Annotated in this window: 16 protein-coding genes; 5 read left to right on the forward strand and 11 right to left on the reverse strand. The window is 30.8% G+C overall.

The window, feature by feature from the left end:
• Positions 1-3 precede the first annotated feature (3 nt).
• Both NST35_RS09900 and pepT read left to right on the forward strand, forming a co-directional pair.
• Complete coding sequence (locus tag NST35_RS09900) at positions 4-498, forward strand: threonine/serine exporter family protein (protein ID WP_002445934.1); 495 nt, start codon at positions 4-6, stop codon at positions 496-498.
• Positions 499-518: 20 nt separating this feature from the next.
• Positions 519-1,757 carry a peptidase T gene (gene pepT, locus NST35_RS09905; RefSeq protein WP_002457595.1) on the forward strand — a complete coding sequence of 413 codons (1,239 nt, stop codon included), beginning with the start codon at positions 519-521 and terminating at the stop codon, positions 1,755-1,757.
• Positions 1,758-1,848: 91 nt separating this feature from the next.
• Here pepT and NST35_RS09910 read toward each other — a convergent pair whose 3' ends face one another.
• The 3 genes from NST35_RS09910 to NST35_RS09920 form a co-directional block, all read right to left on the reverse strand.
• Entirely contained in the window at positions 1,849-2,979 is a 1,131-nt protein-coding gene (locus NST35_RS09910) for a glycerate kinase (protein WP_002457596.1), read from the reverse strand.
• A gap of 270 nt (positions 2,980-3,249) precedes the next feature.
• Positions 3,250-3,570: a bacillithiol system redox-active protein YtxJ gene (ytxJ, locus tag NST35_RS09915; protein WP_001829675.1), complete on the reverse strand. Its 321-nt coding sequence runs from the start codon at positions 3,568-3,570 to the stop codon at positions 3,250-3,252.
• Positions 3,571-3,718: 148 nt separating this feature from the next.
• On the reverse strand, positions 3,719-4,609 hold the full coding sequence (locus tag NST35_RS09920) for an EMYY motif lipoprotein (protein ID WP_002445931.1): 891 nt from the start codon (positions 4,607-4,609) through the stop codon (positions 3,719-3,721).
• 116 nt (positions 4,610-4,725) lie between these two features.
• On the opposite strand from NST35_RS09920, the gene NST35_RS09925 reads away from it, so the two are divergent.
• The 3 genes from NST35_RS09925 to NST35_RS09935 all read left to right on the forward strand — a co-directional run bounded on the left by NST35_RS09925 (position 4,726) and on the right by NST35_RS09935 (position 6,638).
• Positions 4,726-5,253: a GrpB family protein gene (locus NST35_RS09925; protein WP_002457598.1), complete on the forward strand. Its 528-nt coding sequence runs from the start codon at positions 4,726-4,728 to the stop codon at positions 5,251-5,253.
• Positions 5,254-5,369: 116 nt separating this feature from the next.
• Positions 5,370-6,302 carry a UDP-N-acetylmuramate dehydrogenase gene (murB, locus tag NST35_RS09930; protein ID WP_002445929.1) on the forward strand — a complete coding sequence of 311 codons (933 nt, stop codon included), beginning with the start codon at positions 5,370-5,372 and terminating at the stop codon, positions 6,300-6,302.
• A 21-nt stretch (positions 6,303-6,323) separates the two neighbouring features.
• Positions 6,324-6,638 (forward strand): CHY zinc finger protein, encoded by a 315-nt coding sequence (locus tag NST35_RS09935; protein WP_002445928.1) that lies wholly within the window; start codon positions 6,324-6,326, stop codon positions 6,636-6,638.
• 151 nt (positions 6,639-6,789) lie between these two features.
• Here NST35_RS09935 and NST35_RS09940 read toward each other — a convergent pair whose 3' ends face one another.
• From NST35_RS09940 to nrdI, 8 genes are all read right to left on the reverse strand, one after another.
• Entirely contained in the window at positions 6,790-7,833 is a 1,044-nt protein-coding gene (locus NST35_RS09940; RefSeq protein ID WP_002457600.1) for a ferrated catecholamine ABC transporter substrate-binding lipoprotein SstD, read from the reverse strand.
• 79 nt (positions 7,834-7,912) lie between these two features.
• On the reverse strand, positions 7,913-8,692 hold the full coding sequence (locus tag NST35_RS09945) for an iron ABC transporter ATP-binding protein (RefSeq protein WP_001829596.1): 780 nt from the start codon (positions 8,690-8,692) through the stop codon (positions 7,913-7,915).
• Positions 8,689-9,648, reverse strand: coding sequence for an iron chelate uptake ABC transporter family permease subunit (locus NST35_RS09950; protein ID WP_002445926.1), 960 nt, complete (start codon positions 9,646-9,648; stop codon positions 8,689-8,691). Before NST35_RS09950 ends, NST35_RS09945 begins: the two co-directional genes overlap by 4 nt.
• Positions 9,632-10,606 (reverse strand): ABC transporter permease, encoded by a 975-nt coding sequence (locus NST35_RS09955; protein WP_002457601.1) that lies wholly within the window; start codon positions 10,604-10,606, stop codon positions 9,632-9,634. The genes NST35_RS09950 and NST35_RS09955 overlap by 17 nt, the downstream gene beginning before the upstream one ends.
• A 63-nt stretch (positions 10,607-10,669) precedes the next feature.
• Positions 10,670-10,891 (reverse strand): hypothetical protein, encoded by a 222-nt coding sequence (locus NST35_RS09960; RefSeq protein ID WP_002445924.1) that lies wholly within the window; start codon positions 10,889-10,891, stop codon positions 10,670-10,672.
• Positions 10,866-11,834: a class 1b ribonucleoside-diphosphate reductase subunit beta gene (gene nrdF, locus NST35_RS09965; RefSeq protein ID WP_002445923.1), complete on the reverse strand. Its 969-nt coding sequence runs from the start codon at positions 11,832-11,834 to the stop codon at positions 10,866-10,868. The genes NST35_RS09960 and nrdF overlap by 26 nt, the downstream gene beginning before the upstream one ends.
• 118 nt (positions 11,835-11,952) lie before the next feature.
• A complete protein-coding gene (nrdE, locus tag NST35_RS09970) occupies positions 11,953-14,058 on the reverse strand; it encodes a class 1b ribonucleoside-diphosphate reductase subunit alpha (protein WP_002457603.1) in 2,106 nt (701 codons plus the stop codon).
• Complete coding sequence (gene nrdI / locus NST35_RS09975; protein WP_001829589.1) at positions 14,021-14,419, reverse strand: class Ib ribonucleoside-diphosphate reductase assembly flavoprotein NrdI; 399 nt, start codon at positions 14,417-14,419, stop codon at positions 14,021-14,023. The genes nrdE and nrdI overlap by 38 nt, the downstream gene beginning before the upstream one ends.
• Between the last annotated feature and the right edge of the window lie 307 nt (positions 14,420-14,726).

Consider the following 14,726-nt stretch of genomic DNA (forward strand, 5'->3'; position numbering starts at 1 on the left):
GTTATGTTTATTTATCTGTTTCACTTTATCATTAGTTTCATTGCCACAGTCCTTTTTTCAATTATATTTAATGCACCTAAAAAATTACTGTTAGCTTGTGGATTTGTTGGAGCTGTTGCTTGGACAATATATCAGATGACAGTAGGTATGGATTTAGGTAAAGTTGGCGCTTCATTTTTAGGAAGTCTAATATTAGGATTAATGAGTCATACAATGAGTAGACGGTACAAGCAACCTGTTATTATATTTATCGTCCCCGGCATTATACCTCTCGTTCCAGGTGGCGCAGCATATGAAGCTACAAGATTTTTAGTATCAAATGATTACACGAATGCAGTTAATACTTTTTTAGAGGTAACACTCATTTCTGGTGCAATTGCATTCGGTATACTTGTATCTGAAATCGTCTATTACATTTATTCACGCATCAAGCAATATTATGGTAAAATCAAGGGTAAAACTTATAAAAAATCCTATAATATGAATAATAGAGTATAAATCTAAGGGGATGAACTCGTATGAAGAAACAAATTATCGAAAGATTAACGAGATATGTAAAAATTGATACACAATCTAATCCTGATTCCAAGACTACGCCATCTACGAATAAACAGTGGGATTTATTAAATCTATTGGAAGAAGAGCTTCAATCATTAGGGCTTAAAACAGACATGGATGAACATGGTTACTTATTTGCTACACTCGAAAGCAATATTAATTATAATGTACCTACTGTCGGTTTTTTAGCACATGTAGACACTTCACCAGATTTCAATGCTTCTCATGTAAATCCGCATATCATTGAAGCCTATAATGGGCAACCTATCAAACTTGGTGAATCTCAGCGTATCTTAGATCCTGATGTTTTTCCTGAATTAAATAAAGTTGTGGGGCATACACTAATGGTGACAGATGGTACATCTCTACTAGGCGCCGATGATAAAGCAGGTGTTGTGGAAATAATGGAAGGTATAAAGTATTTAATTGATCATCCTGAAATTAAACACGGTACAATTCGAGTAGGCTTTACACCTGATGAAGAAATTGGACGAGGCCCGCATCAATTTGATGTTAGTCGATTTAATGCAGATTTTGCATATACAATGGATGGCAGTCAATTAGGAGAACTACAATTCGAAAGTTTCAATGCAGCAGAAGTAACTGTCACTTGTCACGGTGTTAACGTTCATCCAGGTTCAGCTAAAAATGCCATGGTTAATGCAATTAGTTTAGGTCAACAGTTTAATACTTTACTTCCTTCACATGAAGTACCTGAAAGAACTGAAGGATACGAAGGGTTCTATCATTTAATGAATTTTACAGGTAATGTTGAAAAAGCAACTCTACAATATATTATTCGCGACCATGATAAAGAGCAGTTTGAGCTACGTAAAAAACGCATGATGGAAATTCGTGATGATATTAATGTTCATTATAATCATTTTCCAATTAAAGTAGATGTACATGACCAATATTTTAACATGGCCGAAAAAATTAAACCTTTGAAACACATCATAGATATACCTAAACGTGTCTTTGACGCTTTAGACATCGTACCTAACACTGAACCTATTCGAGGCGGTACAGATGGATCACAATTATCTTTTATGGGGTTACCTACACCTAATATTTTTACGGGGTGTGGCAATTTCCACGGTCCTTTTGAATACGCTTCTATCGATGTAATGGAAAAAGCTGTTCATGTTGTCGTTGGTATTGCTCAAGAAGTAGCAAACAGCCATCAATCTTATAAATAACATAAAAAGCCATTGTCAGTATGTAGCTCTAAAAGCTACTCTTACTGTCAATGGCTTTTAAATTGAATGTGTATGAAAACTTTTTCTAATATTAGGATGAAAGCGGTAAGTTTATTTGCGTTTTCAATAATTTTAGTGCTTGTACTGTGTAATGTCTGATTTGAATACCCATCTTAAAATCTGTATATGAATCAGGCATATCAATAAATGTATTAAACATTGCTGTAACATTCAACGATTCAAACAAATCAAATTTATCATTTGTAGCACAAATTGCAATAGCTGGCTTGTTGTATTGTTGGGTAAGTTCTGCTATACGTATTGTTGTAGTCTCTAGAATTTGATCTTCTTCTTTCAAACCTTCTCCGAAAATAATAAGATCTGCCTGTTGAATTAAGTTTTCTAAATGTGTGATTTGATTCACTAATTCATGGCTTGTTAAAATCTCAGCTTGATAGAGACTATTTAATACAGCTGCTATACCACCTCCAGCACCACCGCGCTCGATTGGTCCCATTGCTATTTTCAATTCATTCTTAAATAATTCACTAAAATACCAAATTAAATTATCTATCTCGGCTGCTTCATTTTGAGACAGATCTAATGATTCGTATGTTTGCATGATTTCACTTTTTTTCCCATACAACCGACTTGAGAAATCTGACATTAATTGAATGTTTACCTTCGCTAATTGTGGATGAACACCTGATAAATCAATACGTCTAATATATTTTATTAAATCTGCACCTTTCCTCATATCGACAATTTGTGCTTCATCATCATAAAATCTTGCACCCAATGCTTGCAACATGCCTGCACCGCCATCAAAACTTCCTATTCCACCTAAAGAGATAACAAGATGTTCTGTATGATTGTCCAATGCTGCTTTTATAACCTCTCCCAAACCGTAACTTGATCGATGTTGAATAGGTTTTTTGCCATTTAAAAATAAGTGCCCTTCGATAATAGTCATACCACTATCCGTTTGTCCATATATTGCTTCGGTTTCTTTCATGTCAGCATCATGCGCACTCACACGATATTTATTTCCTGATTGCCAAAGAAAGACTGAATCTAATAATTCGTGACGACCGTTAAATAGTGGAACTTGAACGATATCTGCATCTTCAATTTGACTTGCTACCGCTTCTTCAACATATCTATTAGCTTGGTAACTAGAAATAATTTCATTAAATTCGTCCATGGCTACTAAAACTTTCATTGTCTTAACCACCTTATTTTTCTCTTTTCCAAAAATTATTTTAAACATACTAAAGGATGTATGAGAATAATCTATAAATCTAAGTAACAATGATTTGACATTAAAGAAATAACATATCTTCTGCATGTTCTTTATTATGTCCATTAATTATACTTATTATCACATTATACATAACTATTTTAAAATTTTCATAACATAAGAATAGCTTGCCTGTATCTGTCTAACATTGACATTTGAGGCAAGCTACTTCATCATTTCATTCTTTTCTAATTATTCCTCAGCTTGAGCAAGTTGAGAAACGTTAATATCATCGTGATCTGCATTCCACTTCATTTCACCATCTACAAAATAAAAAGCTTGTGGTGATTCGTGTTTTACGTTTGTTTTCTCTGCGATATAATCAGATAGTTTACGCTCTTGTTGAACGATTAGATAATAACCATCTATGTCTCTTTCATATAAAAACTTATTAAATTGATCATACGCATTTGCAGAAATTGGACAAGTTTCACTGTGTTTTAATACAAAAACATATTTATTTTCTTCTAATACTTGTTCAAACTGGTCAATTGAACTCAGCTTAATAGCCATTCTATTCACCTCTAAAAATATTTATCACTTCATACTAAGCATATGCGTGAAATTTTTATCCCTAAAATCTTATCAATGGGTACAATTATACACACTCTGCTATGTAATGTTAACCATAAATTTTCAATTTTTTAAATTCAGATAGCATTTAATTTATACTTTCTTTTATTTTTTTAAATTCTCTTTTGAACGATTTATCCATTTCTGATATATCTTTTCCCTCTTTTGGCAATCGATCAACATCAATTTGAGCTAATTTTTCGCTAGTTTTAATCGTATCTACTCTCGTATCATAATAATTTTGCAAACTATAATACATCTCAATTGCATTTTTTCTAGCATTATCAACATGATTATCAGAAATATTTGTTTTATTAATATCCGTAATTTGTTTGTCAATAAGTGGTGAAATATGATCTTTGATTGCTTCTTTCGCTGAGTCAGAATCATTATTTGAAGAATTTAAATATTTTTTAGCAGTATCTTTTAATTGTTGATTATTTTCTTCCAATTTTGATTTAAGTTGACTTGCATCTTCTTTATTTTGTGCTTTATTAATGTCAGACTCCACTTCAGTTCTATTTTTCTCGAATAATTTAGTATAATCCAAAATATCTTCATTATCTTTAATTGAGCGATTACATAAATCTACAAATTCTTTTAAATCATATATAGATTTCTCTTTATTTTCAACAGTTTTTAGATAATCCTCTTTCAAGTGCTTAACTTCATTAGTATCTGCTGTTAAATGTTGAGTTGAATTTTTATATTTTTTAAACTCAGGTATCAAATAGTTATTAATATCCTGCTGAAGTGCACGAAATTCTTTTTTATTTTTATCAGTGGTATCAGTTTTACTTAAATTATCTAACTCTTTTAATGGTATTTTATCCATAACTTTTTCTACACTGTGTTGTTTTTGATGAATTTCTTTATATTGACTTTCAAATTGTTTAATATCTCTTTTTGTTTCATTTCCACAAGCAGATACAACTATGGTTAAAATGATAACTGTTATGATAAATAGTAGTTTTTTCATATTTGCACTCCTTATCACTAAACATTATACATAAACGTATTTATTATGAAAATAAATTGTGTTATAGTATGTCAGACTTTATTGTATATATTATTTTTATAAATGAGGAGTATTTCATGTACGCTAATGTTCAACCTTTTATTAAAAAAGAATCTATGAAACAATTTACATATGAATATAACAAAGTGAAAGACGTATTGTTTACAATTTTAGATTCTCCTATTAAATACACTCAGCATATCGGTGGTACCTGTCATTTTAATTATCAAACTGAACCCATTTTAGATATACTTGTTGGTGTAAATAACTTGCACGATATTACTTCACTAGATGAAAAGCGCTTAAATTATGCTGGATTTTATCGTTTGCACCATTCTTACAAGAAGAAAGTTGTCATGGCACGTTTTAATAATTTAAGTGAATTAAAACAAGAAGTAAGATTACATATTATTCAAATGAAAACTCCTCTTTTTAAACAATATCAAACAGTCAATCATTTATTACATAACGATAAAGCAATAGCAGAATGGTTTGCAAGTAAGAAAAATGAAATTGTGCAACATGCTAAAAAGATACGTGAATATGAGTCTCAAAAACAAAATTTGTTTGAGAAATTGTATAAGGAATCTAATTTGTTATCGTAAATACTCATAAAGTACGACATAACCATTTTATATTTATAATCAATTCATATATCCAAATTTCGCAAATAACTTTTATAATTGATATAATAATGTTGATATTAAGAAGATGAGAAAGGATGTTCAAAACATTGAATAAAAATGACATCTTACGCGGACTAGAGTCAATTCTTCCTAAAGATATTATTAAAGTGGATGAACCTCTCAAGCGTTATACATATACAGAAACAGGAGGAAAGGCAGATTTTTATTTATCCCCTACCAAAAATGAAGAAGTCCAAGCCATCGTAAAGTTTGCCCATGAGAACAGTATACCGGTAACTTATCTAGGAAATGGGTCGAACATCATCATTCGAGAAGGTGGAATTCGAGGAATCGTCCTCAGCTTACTATCTCTCAATCATATTGAAACCTCTGATGATGCAATTATAGCAGGTAGTGGCGCAGCAATTATTGACGTTTCAAATGTTGCACGTGACCATGTATTAACCGGTTTAGAATTTGCATGCGGTATCCCTGGGTCAATTGGTGGCGCTGTATTCATGAATGCTGGTGCTTATGGTGGAGAAGTTAAAGACTGTATTGACTATGCATTATGTGTAAATGAAAAAGGTGATTTATTAAAGCTCACTACAGCTGAACTGGAATTAGACTATAGAAATAGTGTGGTACAACAAAAACATTTAGTTGTATTAGAGGCTGCTTTCACCTTAGAACCAGGTAAATTAGATGAAATTCAGGCTAAAATGGATGATCTTACTGAAAGACGTGAATCTAAACAACCACTTGAATTCCCTTCTTGCGGAAGTGTCTTCCAAAGACCACCGGGTCATTTTGCAGGTAAACTCATTCAAGATTCAAATTTACAGGGCTATCGAATTGGTGGCGTTGAAGTTTCAACTAAGCATGCTGGATTTATGGTTAATGTAGACAACGGAACAGCAACTGATTATGAAGCACTTATACATCACGTACAAAAAACAGTTAAAGAAAAATTTGATGTTGAATTGAATACTGAGGTACGTATTATAGGTGAACATCCTACAGATTAATTCTTTAAGGAGGGCACATCATTGGCAAAGGTTTATGGATCACTCATAGATAATGAAACACGATGTACACATTATTACTCATCTTTAGATGTTATTGCCATTAAATTTAAATGTTGCAACAAATATTATCCGTGTTATAAATGTCATAATGAACACGTATCTCATACAATTGAAAGATGGGCTGAAAATGAGTTTGATGTAAAAGCTATTATGTGTGGTGTTTGTAAACATGAGATGCGTATCCGTGACTATATGATGGTAGAAATGTGTCCTCGTTGTAAAGCGCATTTTAACAGTCGTTGTAAATTTCATTATCATTTATATTTTGAAGTATAAATAACTTGTTACAAAGTTTTTGAAATATTTGAGCTCCTAAAGTGAATTTTATTTAAAAATTCGTTTTAGGAGCTCTTCTTATCTCAACATTCTATTCATGTATTTAAAGTTTTCTTCTTATACCTTGGTTGGTTTTTCTCTTATTATAAGATTATTTTTCAACTTTCTCTACTACTTCATTTAATTCATCAATTTGTTTGATAGTTGTCGTTGAAGACCCTGAAGAGAAATACCATAGTTTTGGATTTAATTCGTAAATATGATTACTTTTTACTGCTTTTACATTTTTTATAACTTTATTTTTTAAAACTTGATTTGTTGTTGCTTTGCCACCTACAACTGAACCACGATCCATAGCTAAAATAACATCTGGATTCTGTTTGTTAATATATTCATTATTTATATTTTGACCATGTGGGCTTTTGCTAACCTTTTTGTCTGCAGGTTTAAATCCTAATGTATCAAACACTAAACCACCAAATCTTCCTCCTGGTCCAAACGTTGATAGTTCACCTTCGTTAACCAATAAATACATTACTTTCTTATTAAAGTCTTTAGTTTTATCTTTCATATCAGATATTTTTCTATCTAAATCTTTATTAATTTTTTTAGCTTTATCTTCTTTATCGTAGATTTTCCCTAAATTTTCTGTATTTCTTTTCATATCTTTAATTAAGTTGTCATCACTTGTACCTACATATACGACTTTAGCTTTTGGTGCAGCTTTTTTAAATTCATCTAAATTTTTCTGATTAGCTGTTCTTCCTGAAATAAAAATCACATCTGGTTTAGCTGATGCAACTTTATCAAAGTTCACTTCTTTTAAATTTCCAGTATTAATATACTTATCTTCTTTAAATTCATCTAAAAAATTAGGTAAAGATTGGTTATTTTCACCTTTAGGTAAGCCTTTTACTTTATCAGCCACACCTAATTCTTTCAATACATCAAGTGCCCCATAATCTAACACAACGGCATTTTTAGGATTCTTTGGTACCTTGACAGTATTAGAGATTTTTTTCTTATCACTGCCATTATTTTCTTTACCACTTGTTTCAAAACTATTCTTGATTGTTACAGTTTCTTTAGAATCACTATTATTTTTTTTCGAAGTTGAATTATTATTCGAACTATTATTACAAGCCGTTAAAACTAAAACTAGAGACAATAATAAAAATAAAACTGTTTTTTTCATATGTGCAACTCCCTAATCAAATTTATAATTTCTTTTTCGTATGGATAACCTCTTTTACTATGAGTCTCAATTTTAATTATTAAACTGAGTCAAAAGTAGTTTCATCATAATATAGACAAATACGTTGTCCCCTTATCTCTTCTATACGTACTTCCATTTCATATAAACTTTTTAAAATGTCAGACTGAATAACATTATCTTTATCATCAGCTTTAACTAGCTCACCTTGTTTAAGCGCAATGATGTCGTCTGAATAACAAGAAGCAAAGTTGATATCATGTAATACGATAATGATTGTTTTATTTAACTGACGACATAAATCTCGTAACGTTTGCATAATCTGTACTGAATGTTTCATATCTAAATTATTTAAAGGCTCGTCTAATAATATATAATCAGTATCTTGTGCTATAGTCATAGCAATATATGCACGTTGTCGCTGACCTCCAGATAGTGTTTTAATATTACGATGCTTAATTTCATTAAGCTGTAATAAATCAAGAGCATATTCCACTTTGTCATAGTCTTCTTGCTTCATTCGACCTTTTGAATATGGAAAACGACCAAATTTAACTAGTTGCTCGATAGTTATGTTCATATCAGTATGATTAGATTGTTTTAAAATACTTAATTTTTTAGCTAAATCGTCAGTTTTATATTCTGAAATTTCTTTGTCTTCAATCAAAATTGAACCATTCTCATAACTAAATAAGCGACTGATAGCAGATAATAATGTACTCTTACCAGCACCGTTAGGCCCTATGAGTGAAGTCAATTTTCCCTTTTTAATATCTACGCTAATATCTTTTAAAATAGGTTTATTGTCTATCGTTTTATCTAAATTTCGAATTTGAATCAATTTGCATTTCTCCTTTTGACAAGCAAATATATGAAGTAACTTCCACCAACTAAATCTACTATCAAACTGAATTCAGTTGTTGCTTCGAATAGATTTTCAACTACCCATTGCGCTATAAATAAACTAATCCAGCTGAATAATATTGTTGCTGGTAAAATAAATTTGTGTTCATAGGTCTTCATAAATTCGTGTGCTAAGTTGACTGTTAATAAGCCAAGAAATGTTACAGGACCTATTAATGCAGTAGATATCGAGACGAGTAGAGCAACCAGAATAAGAAACATGCGCGTCATATTTTCATAAGAAACACCTAGATTAATTGCTTGTGCTCTACCTAACAAAAGAACATCTAAATATGGTCGAAGTATTATTGTAACAATTATTAAGATAACTAATAATATGCCTGAAACAGTTACTAATTTAGAATTTGATGCTTCAAAGCTAGCAAACATAACATTTTGAACTGCTAAAAAAGATTCAGGATTCATTATAAGTTGGAGAAAACTTGTAATACTACGGAAGAAAGTTCCTAATATTACACCAACTAGTAATATGAAATAGACTGAAAAGTGACCTAATTTAAATATAACTTGAAATAGCAGCAATGAAAAAAACACCATTGCAATCAAAGTGATTAAAAAATTAAGGTAGATATTTGTAACCACGGTTGCTTGTTCACCTAAAATAAAAATAGGTAAGACTTTGACAAATAAATACACAGAATCAAGTCCCATAATAGAAGGAGTTAATAATCTATTTGTAGTAATAGATTGGAAAATAACTACAGACGTTCCTATCGCTGCTCCTACTAATAATATAAGAATAAATTTTTTGAAACGGCTTTGGAATTGATATTCAAATATATCAAAATCTAAACCTACCAATAAATAAAAAATTGACATACAAATTGCTATAACGACCAGTATACTTATTTTTTTACTAGTGCTCATTTGCATAATTTTTCCTACCTTTCATGAGCAAGATTAGGAAAATAATTGTGCCAAATACACCTATCGTCAATCCAATATTAATTTCGTAAGGGTAAACAATTATTCTACCAATAATATCAGCAATTAAAACAAAAATTGCACCGAGCATAAGCGTGTGTGGTAATGCATTTTTCAAATGATCGCCTCTATAGATAGATATGATATTCGGTACGATTAAACCTAAAAATGGTAATGTTCCAACAGTAACAACAACTAATGCTGTTAGCGTTGCTGTTATGAATAACGCTATTTTAATAATTTTTTCATAACTTACACCTAAATTATGACTAAAGTCTTTTCCCATACCTGCAATAGTAAAATGATTTGCAAATACAAATGCCAAAATAAGTAATGGTATTGTAAGATACAACACCTCAAAACGACCACTCGTTATAACTGCAAAGTTACCAGTTAACCAGTTTCCAATACTTTGTAAAGCATTGGTTCTCAGTGCTACAAATGTAGTAAAACTGGATAAAATGCCACCAATCATAATGCCTAAAAGTGGAACAAAGATTACATCTTTTGCACGGATAAGATTAATTAATTGGACAAATAGAAACGTTCCAACAATACTTAGGACAACAGCAAATAATAATTTGATTAAAATGTGACCATTAGGAAAGAACAACAATGACAATAAAATACCTAATTTTGCCCACTCCATAGTACCAGCAGTCGTTGGGCTTACAAATTTATTTTGTATCATCTGTTGCATAATTAATCCTGATAAAGCTAGTGAACTACCTGAAAGTAGAATGCTAACTGTTCTGGGAATTCGGCTCGAATACAAAATGTTCATTTGTTCATCACTTAAATGGAAAATATCTATTAGAGAGAGCTGACTCACCCCTATAAATAAAGAGACAATAGTTAAAATCACTAATAAAATAAATAAGGTATAACCTTTAAAAATAAATTTCATTAGTTATTCTCCTTGCTAAATATTAAAGATGTATTAGGTCAATATACGAAAGTAATATCGATGTCAATGATAATGATTATCATTAACATCAATATTATAGACTCTATTTTCTTTTTTCAATAGTTTTTCATATTTTTTTAGAAATTTTATAAATGTTTTATCCAGCAGTAATAATTCATCAGAATATTTTATAATACCAACTTTCATAAAAAAAGAGATTCCTACTAATTTTAATAGGAATCTCTTTAAAAGTACTATACTAATTATCAAAAACAAAGTCTTCATCACGAAGAGGCTCAACATTTAAAGCCAATGTATAGCCATCACCTTTAACAGAGAAGAAATCGTGGTTCTTTGTAGATGTATCTAAGGCATTTTCAATAATAGGATTAAACTCTCTTTCTTCGAAATATGGTTCAAAACCTAAATTCGATAATGCTTTATTTCCATTATATCGAACATAATTTAATACATCATCAGCAAGGCCAATATCATCATATAATAAATGTGTATATGAAACTTCATTATCATAAAGTTCATTTAATAATTTATACATTTCTTGATCAGCTTTTTGTTTCTCACTTTCAGATAACTCATTACGCAGACTTTGTGCATCTAAACCTGTGAACACGCCATGTATAGATTCATCTAAAAGTATCTTACGTATAATTTCACCTGACGTAGTCATTTTTCCTTGTCCTGCGAGATATAATGGATAATAGAAGCCAGAATAGAATAGAAATGTTTCTAAGAACACACTAGAAACACGAGCAATATATTGATCATAAATCGATGCTTCTTTACCCCAAAGTTTGTGGTAATTTTCTACAATTTTATCTGATTTATATTTTAAATGTGGCTCCTCAATAACCCAAGTATCCAATAAATAATTGGTTTCGCTAGATGGTAATAATGTAGTGAAGATATGAGAATAACTTTTCGCATGGATTTGTTCCATCATAGCCATAAATGAATAAACAGCTTTCTTTCTTAAATCAGTAGTATGAAGCATGATTAATGGCATACCATCATCAGCTTGATGTGTATCTAAACCTGTTAAACCTGCAAGCGCTTTTTTAAAAGTATTTTTCTCTGAATCTGTTAATGTTTTCCAACTTGCTATATCTTTTGATACTTTAAATTCTGTTTCCACCCACATTTGTGAGATATTTTGCCGCCAGAACATATTAGTCATATCTTCTTGGGTGTTCCAATTTACCGCCTTCATTAAAATCCTCCTGTCATATTTATGTATAAAATAAAGAGTTTTGAACCAATGTAAATCTATAATTTAAAGAAATACATCGATTCATCACTCTACCCTAAAATATTTACAACTTAATTAATTAAATTGCACAACTTGTACATTCTTCCACACTTAATAATTTATTACGTGTATAGTATAAAGATTTAAGCCCTTTATGGTGTGCATAGACATATAATCTTGAAAGCTCACGTGTTGAAATTTCTGAATTAACGTAAAGTATCGTTGAAATACCTTGGTCGACGTGAGTTTGAATTGTAGCTACTAGATCAATAAGTTTCATTTGATCAGTATTAAATGCTGATTTGTAATACCACATTGTTTCTGGTGATAAAAATGGCATTGGATAAAATGTTTCCGCATTTCCATACGTACGACGTTCAATTTGGTCAACAATAGGCATAACAGAACTTGTCGCATTTTGAACATAAGAAATACTTTGAGTCGGAGCTATAGCTAATCTATAAGCGTGATAAAGTCCATATTGTTCTACTTTATTTTGCAATTCTTTCCAATCATTTGAAGTAGGTATATCGATACCATCAAAAAGTTGACGAACCTTTTCAAATTTTGGTTCAAATTCTTGAGATGTATAAAATTCAAAATATTTACCATTTGCATAGTCTGATTGTTCAAAGTCTTGATACTTTTCTCCACGCTCTTTCGCAATTTCCATTGAACGTTCGATGGAATAATAGTTCATAATCATAAAGAATATATTAGCAAAGTCTTTTGCTTCTTCAGATTCATAGCCAATTTTATTTTTAGCTAGATAACCATGTAAGTTCATTACTCCTAATCCAACAGAATGTAGTTCACTATTCGCTTTTTTTACGCCTGGTGCATTTTGAATATTTGCTTCATCACTTACAACTGTAAGAGCATCCATACCTGTGAACACAGAATCTCTGAATTTACCTGATTCCATAACATTCACGATATTCAACGAACCTAAGTTACATGAAATATCTCTTTTAATTTCATCTTCAGTTCCATAGTCGTTGATTACTGATGTCTCTTGTAATTGGAAAATTTCAGTACATAAATTACTCATTTTAATTTGCCCAATATTTGAATTTGCATGTACTTTGTTTGCATTATCTTTAAACATAAGATATGGATAACCAGATTGTAATTGTGTTTGAGCAATCATATTTAACATTTCACGCGCGTCTTTTTTCTTTTTCTCGATATTAGGGTTTGCAACCATATCATCGTAATATTTTTCTAAATCAATATCATCTAAAGTCACACCGTATTCTTGTTTAACTGTATGAGGTGCAAACATATAGAAATCTTTACCCTCTTTTGCCAAATCAAAGAATTTAGAAGGCACAATAAGACCAGTCGAAATTGTAGATAAACGTAAATCTTCATCAGCATTCACTTTCTTAGTATCTAAAAACTCTTCAACATCGTAATGGAAAATATTTAAGTACACTGCCCCAGCGCCAGGACGTTGTCCTAATTGATCTGCATAACTAAATCCACCTTCAAGTGCCTTAGCAACAGGTAAAACACCTTTAGCTACACCTTTAATTCCTTTAATTGCTTCTCCACGTGCACGAAGTTTAGATAAATTAATGGCCACACCACCACCAATTTTACTAAGTTGTTTTGCAGTTGAATCAATGAAATTGATAGAATTTAAGCTATCGTCTACTTCTAATAAGAAACATGAAACAAGTTCTCCACGTCTTGCTCTACCTGCATTCAAGAATGTTGGTGTCGCCGGTTGATAGCGTTGTTCCACCATTGCAGAAATAAATTGTTTAGCTTGTTTAACATTACCATTCGCTAAATAAAGTGCAACGATTGCGACGTGCTGATTATAATCCTCAAGGAACTTAGTTTTATCATTCGTTTTTAAAGCATAATCTTTATAAAACTTACTTGCCGACATATAACTAGCAAATTGGAAGTGAATTGATTTTGCGTATTCAGTAATTTCACTTAATTCTGCTTCGCTATATTTTTCGAAAACATTAAAATAAAAATTATTGTCAACAAGATAATGAAGTCTTTCGATTTCATCATCAAAGGAAATCATTTTATCATGGATTTCTTCAAGATACACCTTCAATGCTTCTTGATCTTTCTCTAAATTAAAGAAACCATTGTCTTTTCTCTTGGTCACTTCATTATTTAATTCAATATGATTGTATTTCTTTTCTTCCATGGTTTTCATTGAAATTGCCCACCTTATCCTTAAATTCAATAATGTCTTTATTTGTCCCTTGTACTTCAAACTTCATCATTAATGGAACTTTATATTCCTCAGAAATTGTATGGCCAGCTTTAGCGAAATTTTGTCCCCAATTTCGATTTCCACTCGCAGCAACAGCTTGTAACTGAGTATGATTTACATTTAAAAAAGATTGAACCGGCTGCGGCACCTCTCCAAATCCAATAGTGCCAGTAACTAAAATGTAAGGTTCATTAACTGATTCGTTACAATTATCTTGAGTAATTTCAAATGTATCTTTAATACCAGCACGACTAATAAATCGTCTAACATTACCAGAAAATGAATAATATACTACTTTCATTGGATCACCTTCTTTCGTCAACCTTTGATTCTGCTAAAAGTAGATTAGAAATGATCAAATATCTATAATATAATTTAAATCATCTACTTATAAAAACAGTTGAAAATAGTTACTTTTACGTAAAAATTTTTCAATCTGTAAATAGCCTTTAAAATATATAAATAACCACAATATATAGTGGTTAAAACTTAAATTTACACTACATGATAAATTATCTTTTTAGTAGGTTTTTACTATAATTGCAATATTTTCGAGATAAAAGTAGTGTCAAATTGCATTAAAATGATTAAATGCTACAACGTTATAT

Source organism: Staphylococcus sp. FSL W8-0304 (assembly GCF_038006565.1).
Classification (GTDB): Bacteria; Bacillota; Bacilli; order Staphylococcales; family Staphylococcaceae; genus Staphylococcus; species Staphylococcus epidermidis.

What these genes read in the sequence shown, in the direction of transcription:
- NST35_RS09920 (WP_002445931.1), bottom strand. Translation starts at nt 4,609, where the DNA reads ATGAAAAAACTACTATTTATCATAACAGTTATCATTTTAACCATAGTT.
- NST35_RS09925 (WP_002457598.1), top strand. Translation starts at nt 4,726, where the DNA reads ATGTACGCTAATGTTCAACCTTTTATTAAAAAAGAATCTATGAAACAA.
- NST35_RS09950 (WP_002445926.1), bottom strand. Translation starts at nt 9,648, where the DNA reads ATGCAAATGAGCACTAGTAAAAAAATAAGTATACTGGTCGTTATAGCA.
- NST35_RS09960 (WP_002445924.1), bottom strand. Translation starts at nt 10,891, where the DNA reads ATGAAGACTTTGTTTTTGATAATTAGTATAGTACTTTTAAAGAGATTC.
- nrdE (WP_002457603.1), bottom strand. Translation starts at nt 14,058, where the DNA reads ATGAAAACCATGGAAGAAAAGAAATACAATCATATTGAATTAAATAAT.
- ytxJ (WP_001829675.1), bottom strand. Translation starts at nt 3,570, where the DNA reads ATGGCTATTAAGCTGAGTTCAATTGACCAGTTTGAACAAGTATTAGAA.
- NST35_RS09910 (WP_002457596.1), bottom strand. Translation starts at nt 2,979, where the DNA reads ATGAAAGTTTTAGTAGCCATGGACGAATTTAATGAAATTATTTCTAGT.
- murB (WP_002445929.1), top strand. Translation starts at nt 5,370, where the DNA reads ATGTTCAAAACATTGAATAAAAATGACATCTTACGCGGACTAGAGTCA.
- pepT (WP_002457595.1), top strand. Translation starts at nt 519, where the DNA reads ATGAAGAAACAAATTATCGAAAGATTAACGAGATATGTAAAAATTGAT.
- NST35_RS09940 (WP_002457600.1), bottom strand. Translation starts at nt 7,833, where the DNA reads ATGAAAAAAACAGTTTTATTTTTATTATTGTCTCTAGTTTTAGTTTTA.
- NST35_RS09955 (WP_002457601.1), bottom strand. Translation starts at nt 10,606, where the DNA reads ATGAAATTTATTTTTAAAGGTTATACCTTATTTATTTTATTAGTGATT.
- NST35_RS09900 (WP_002445934.1), top strand. Translation starts at nt 4, where the DNA reads ATGTTTATTTATCTGTTTCACTTTATCATTAGTTTCATTGCCACAGTC.
- nrdI (WP_001829589.1), bottom strand. Translation starts at nt 14,419, where the DNA reads ATGAAAGTAGTATATTATTCATTTTCTGGTAATGTTAGACGATTTATT.
- nrdF (WP_002445923.1), bottom strand. Translation starts at nt 11,834, where the DNA reads ATGAAGGCGGTAAATTGGAACACCCAAGAAGATATGACTAATATGTTC.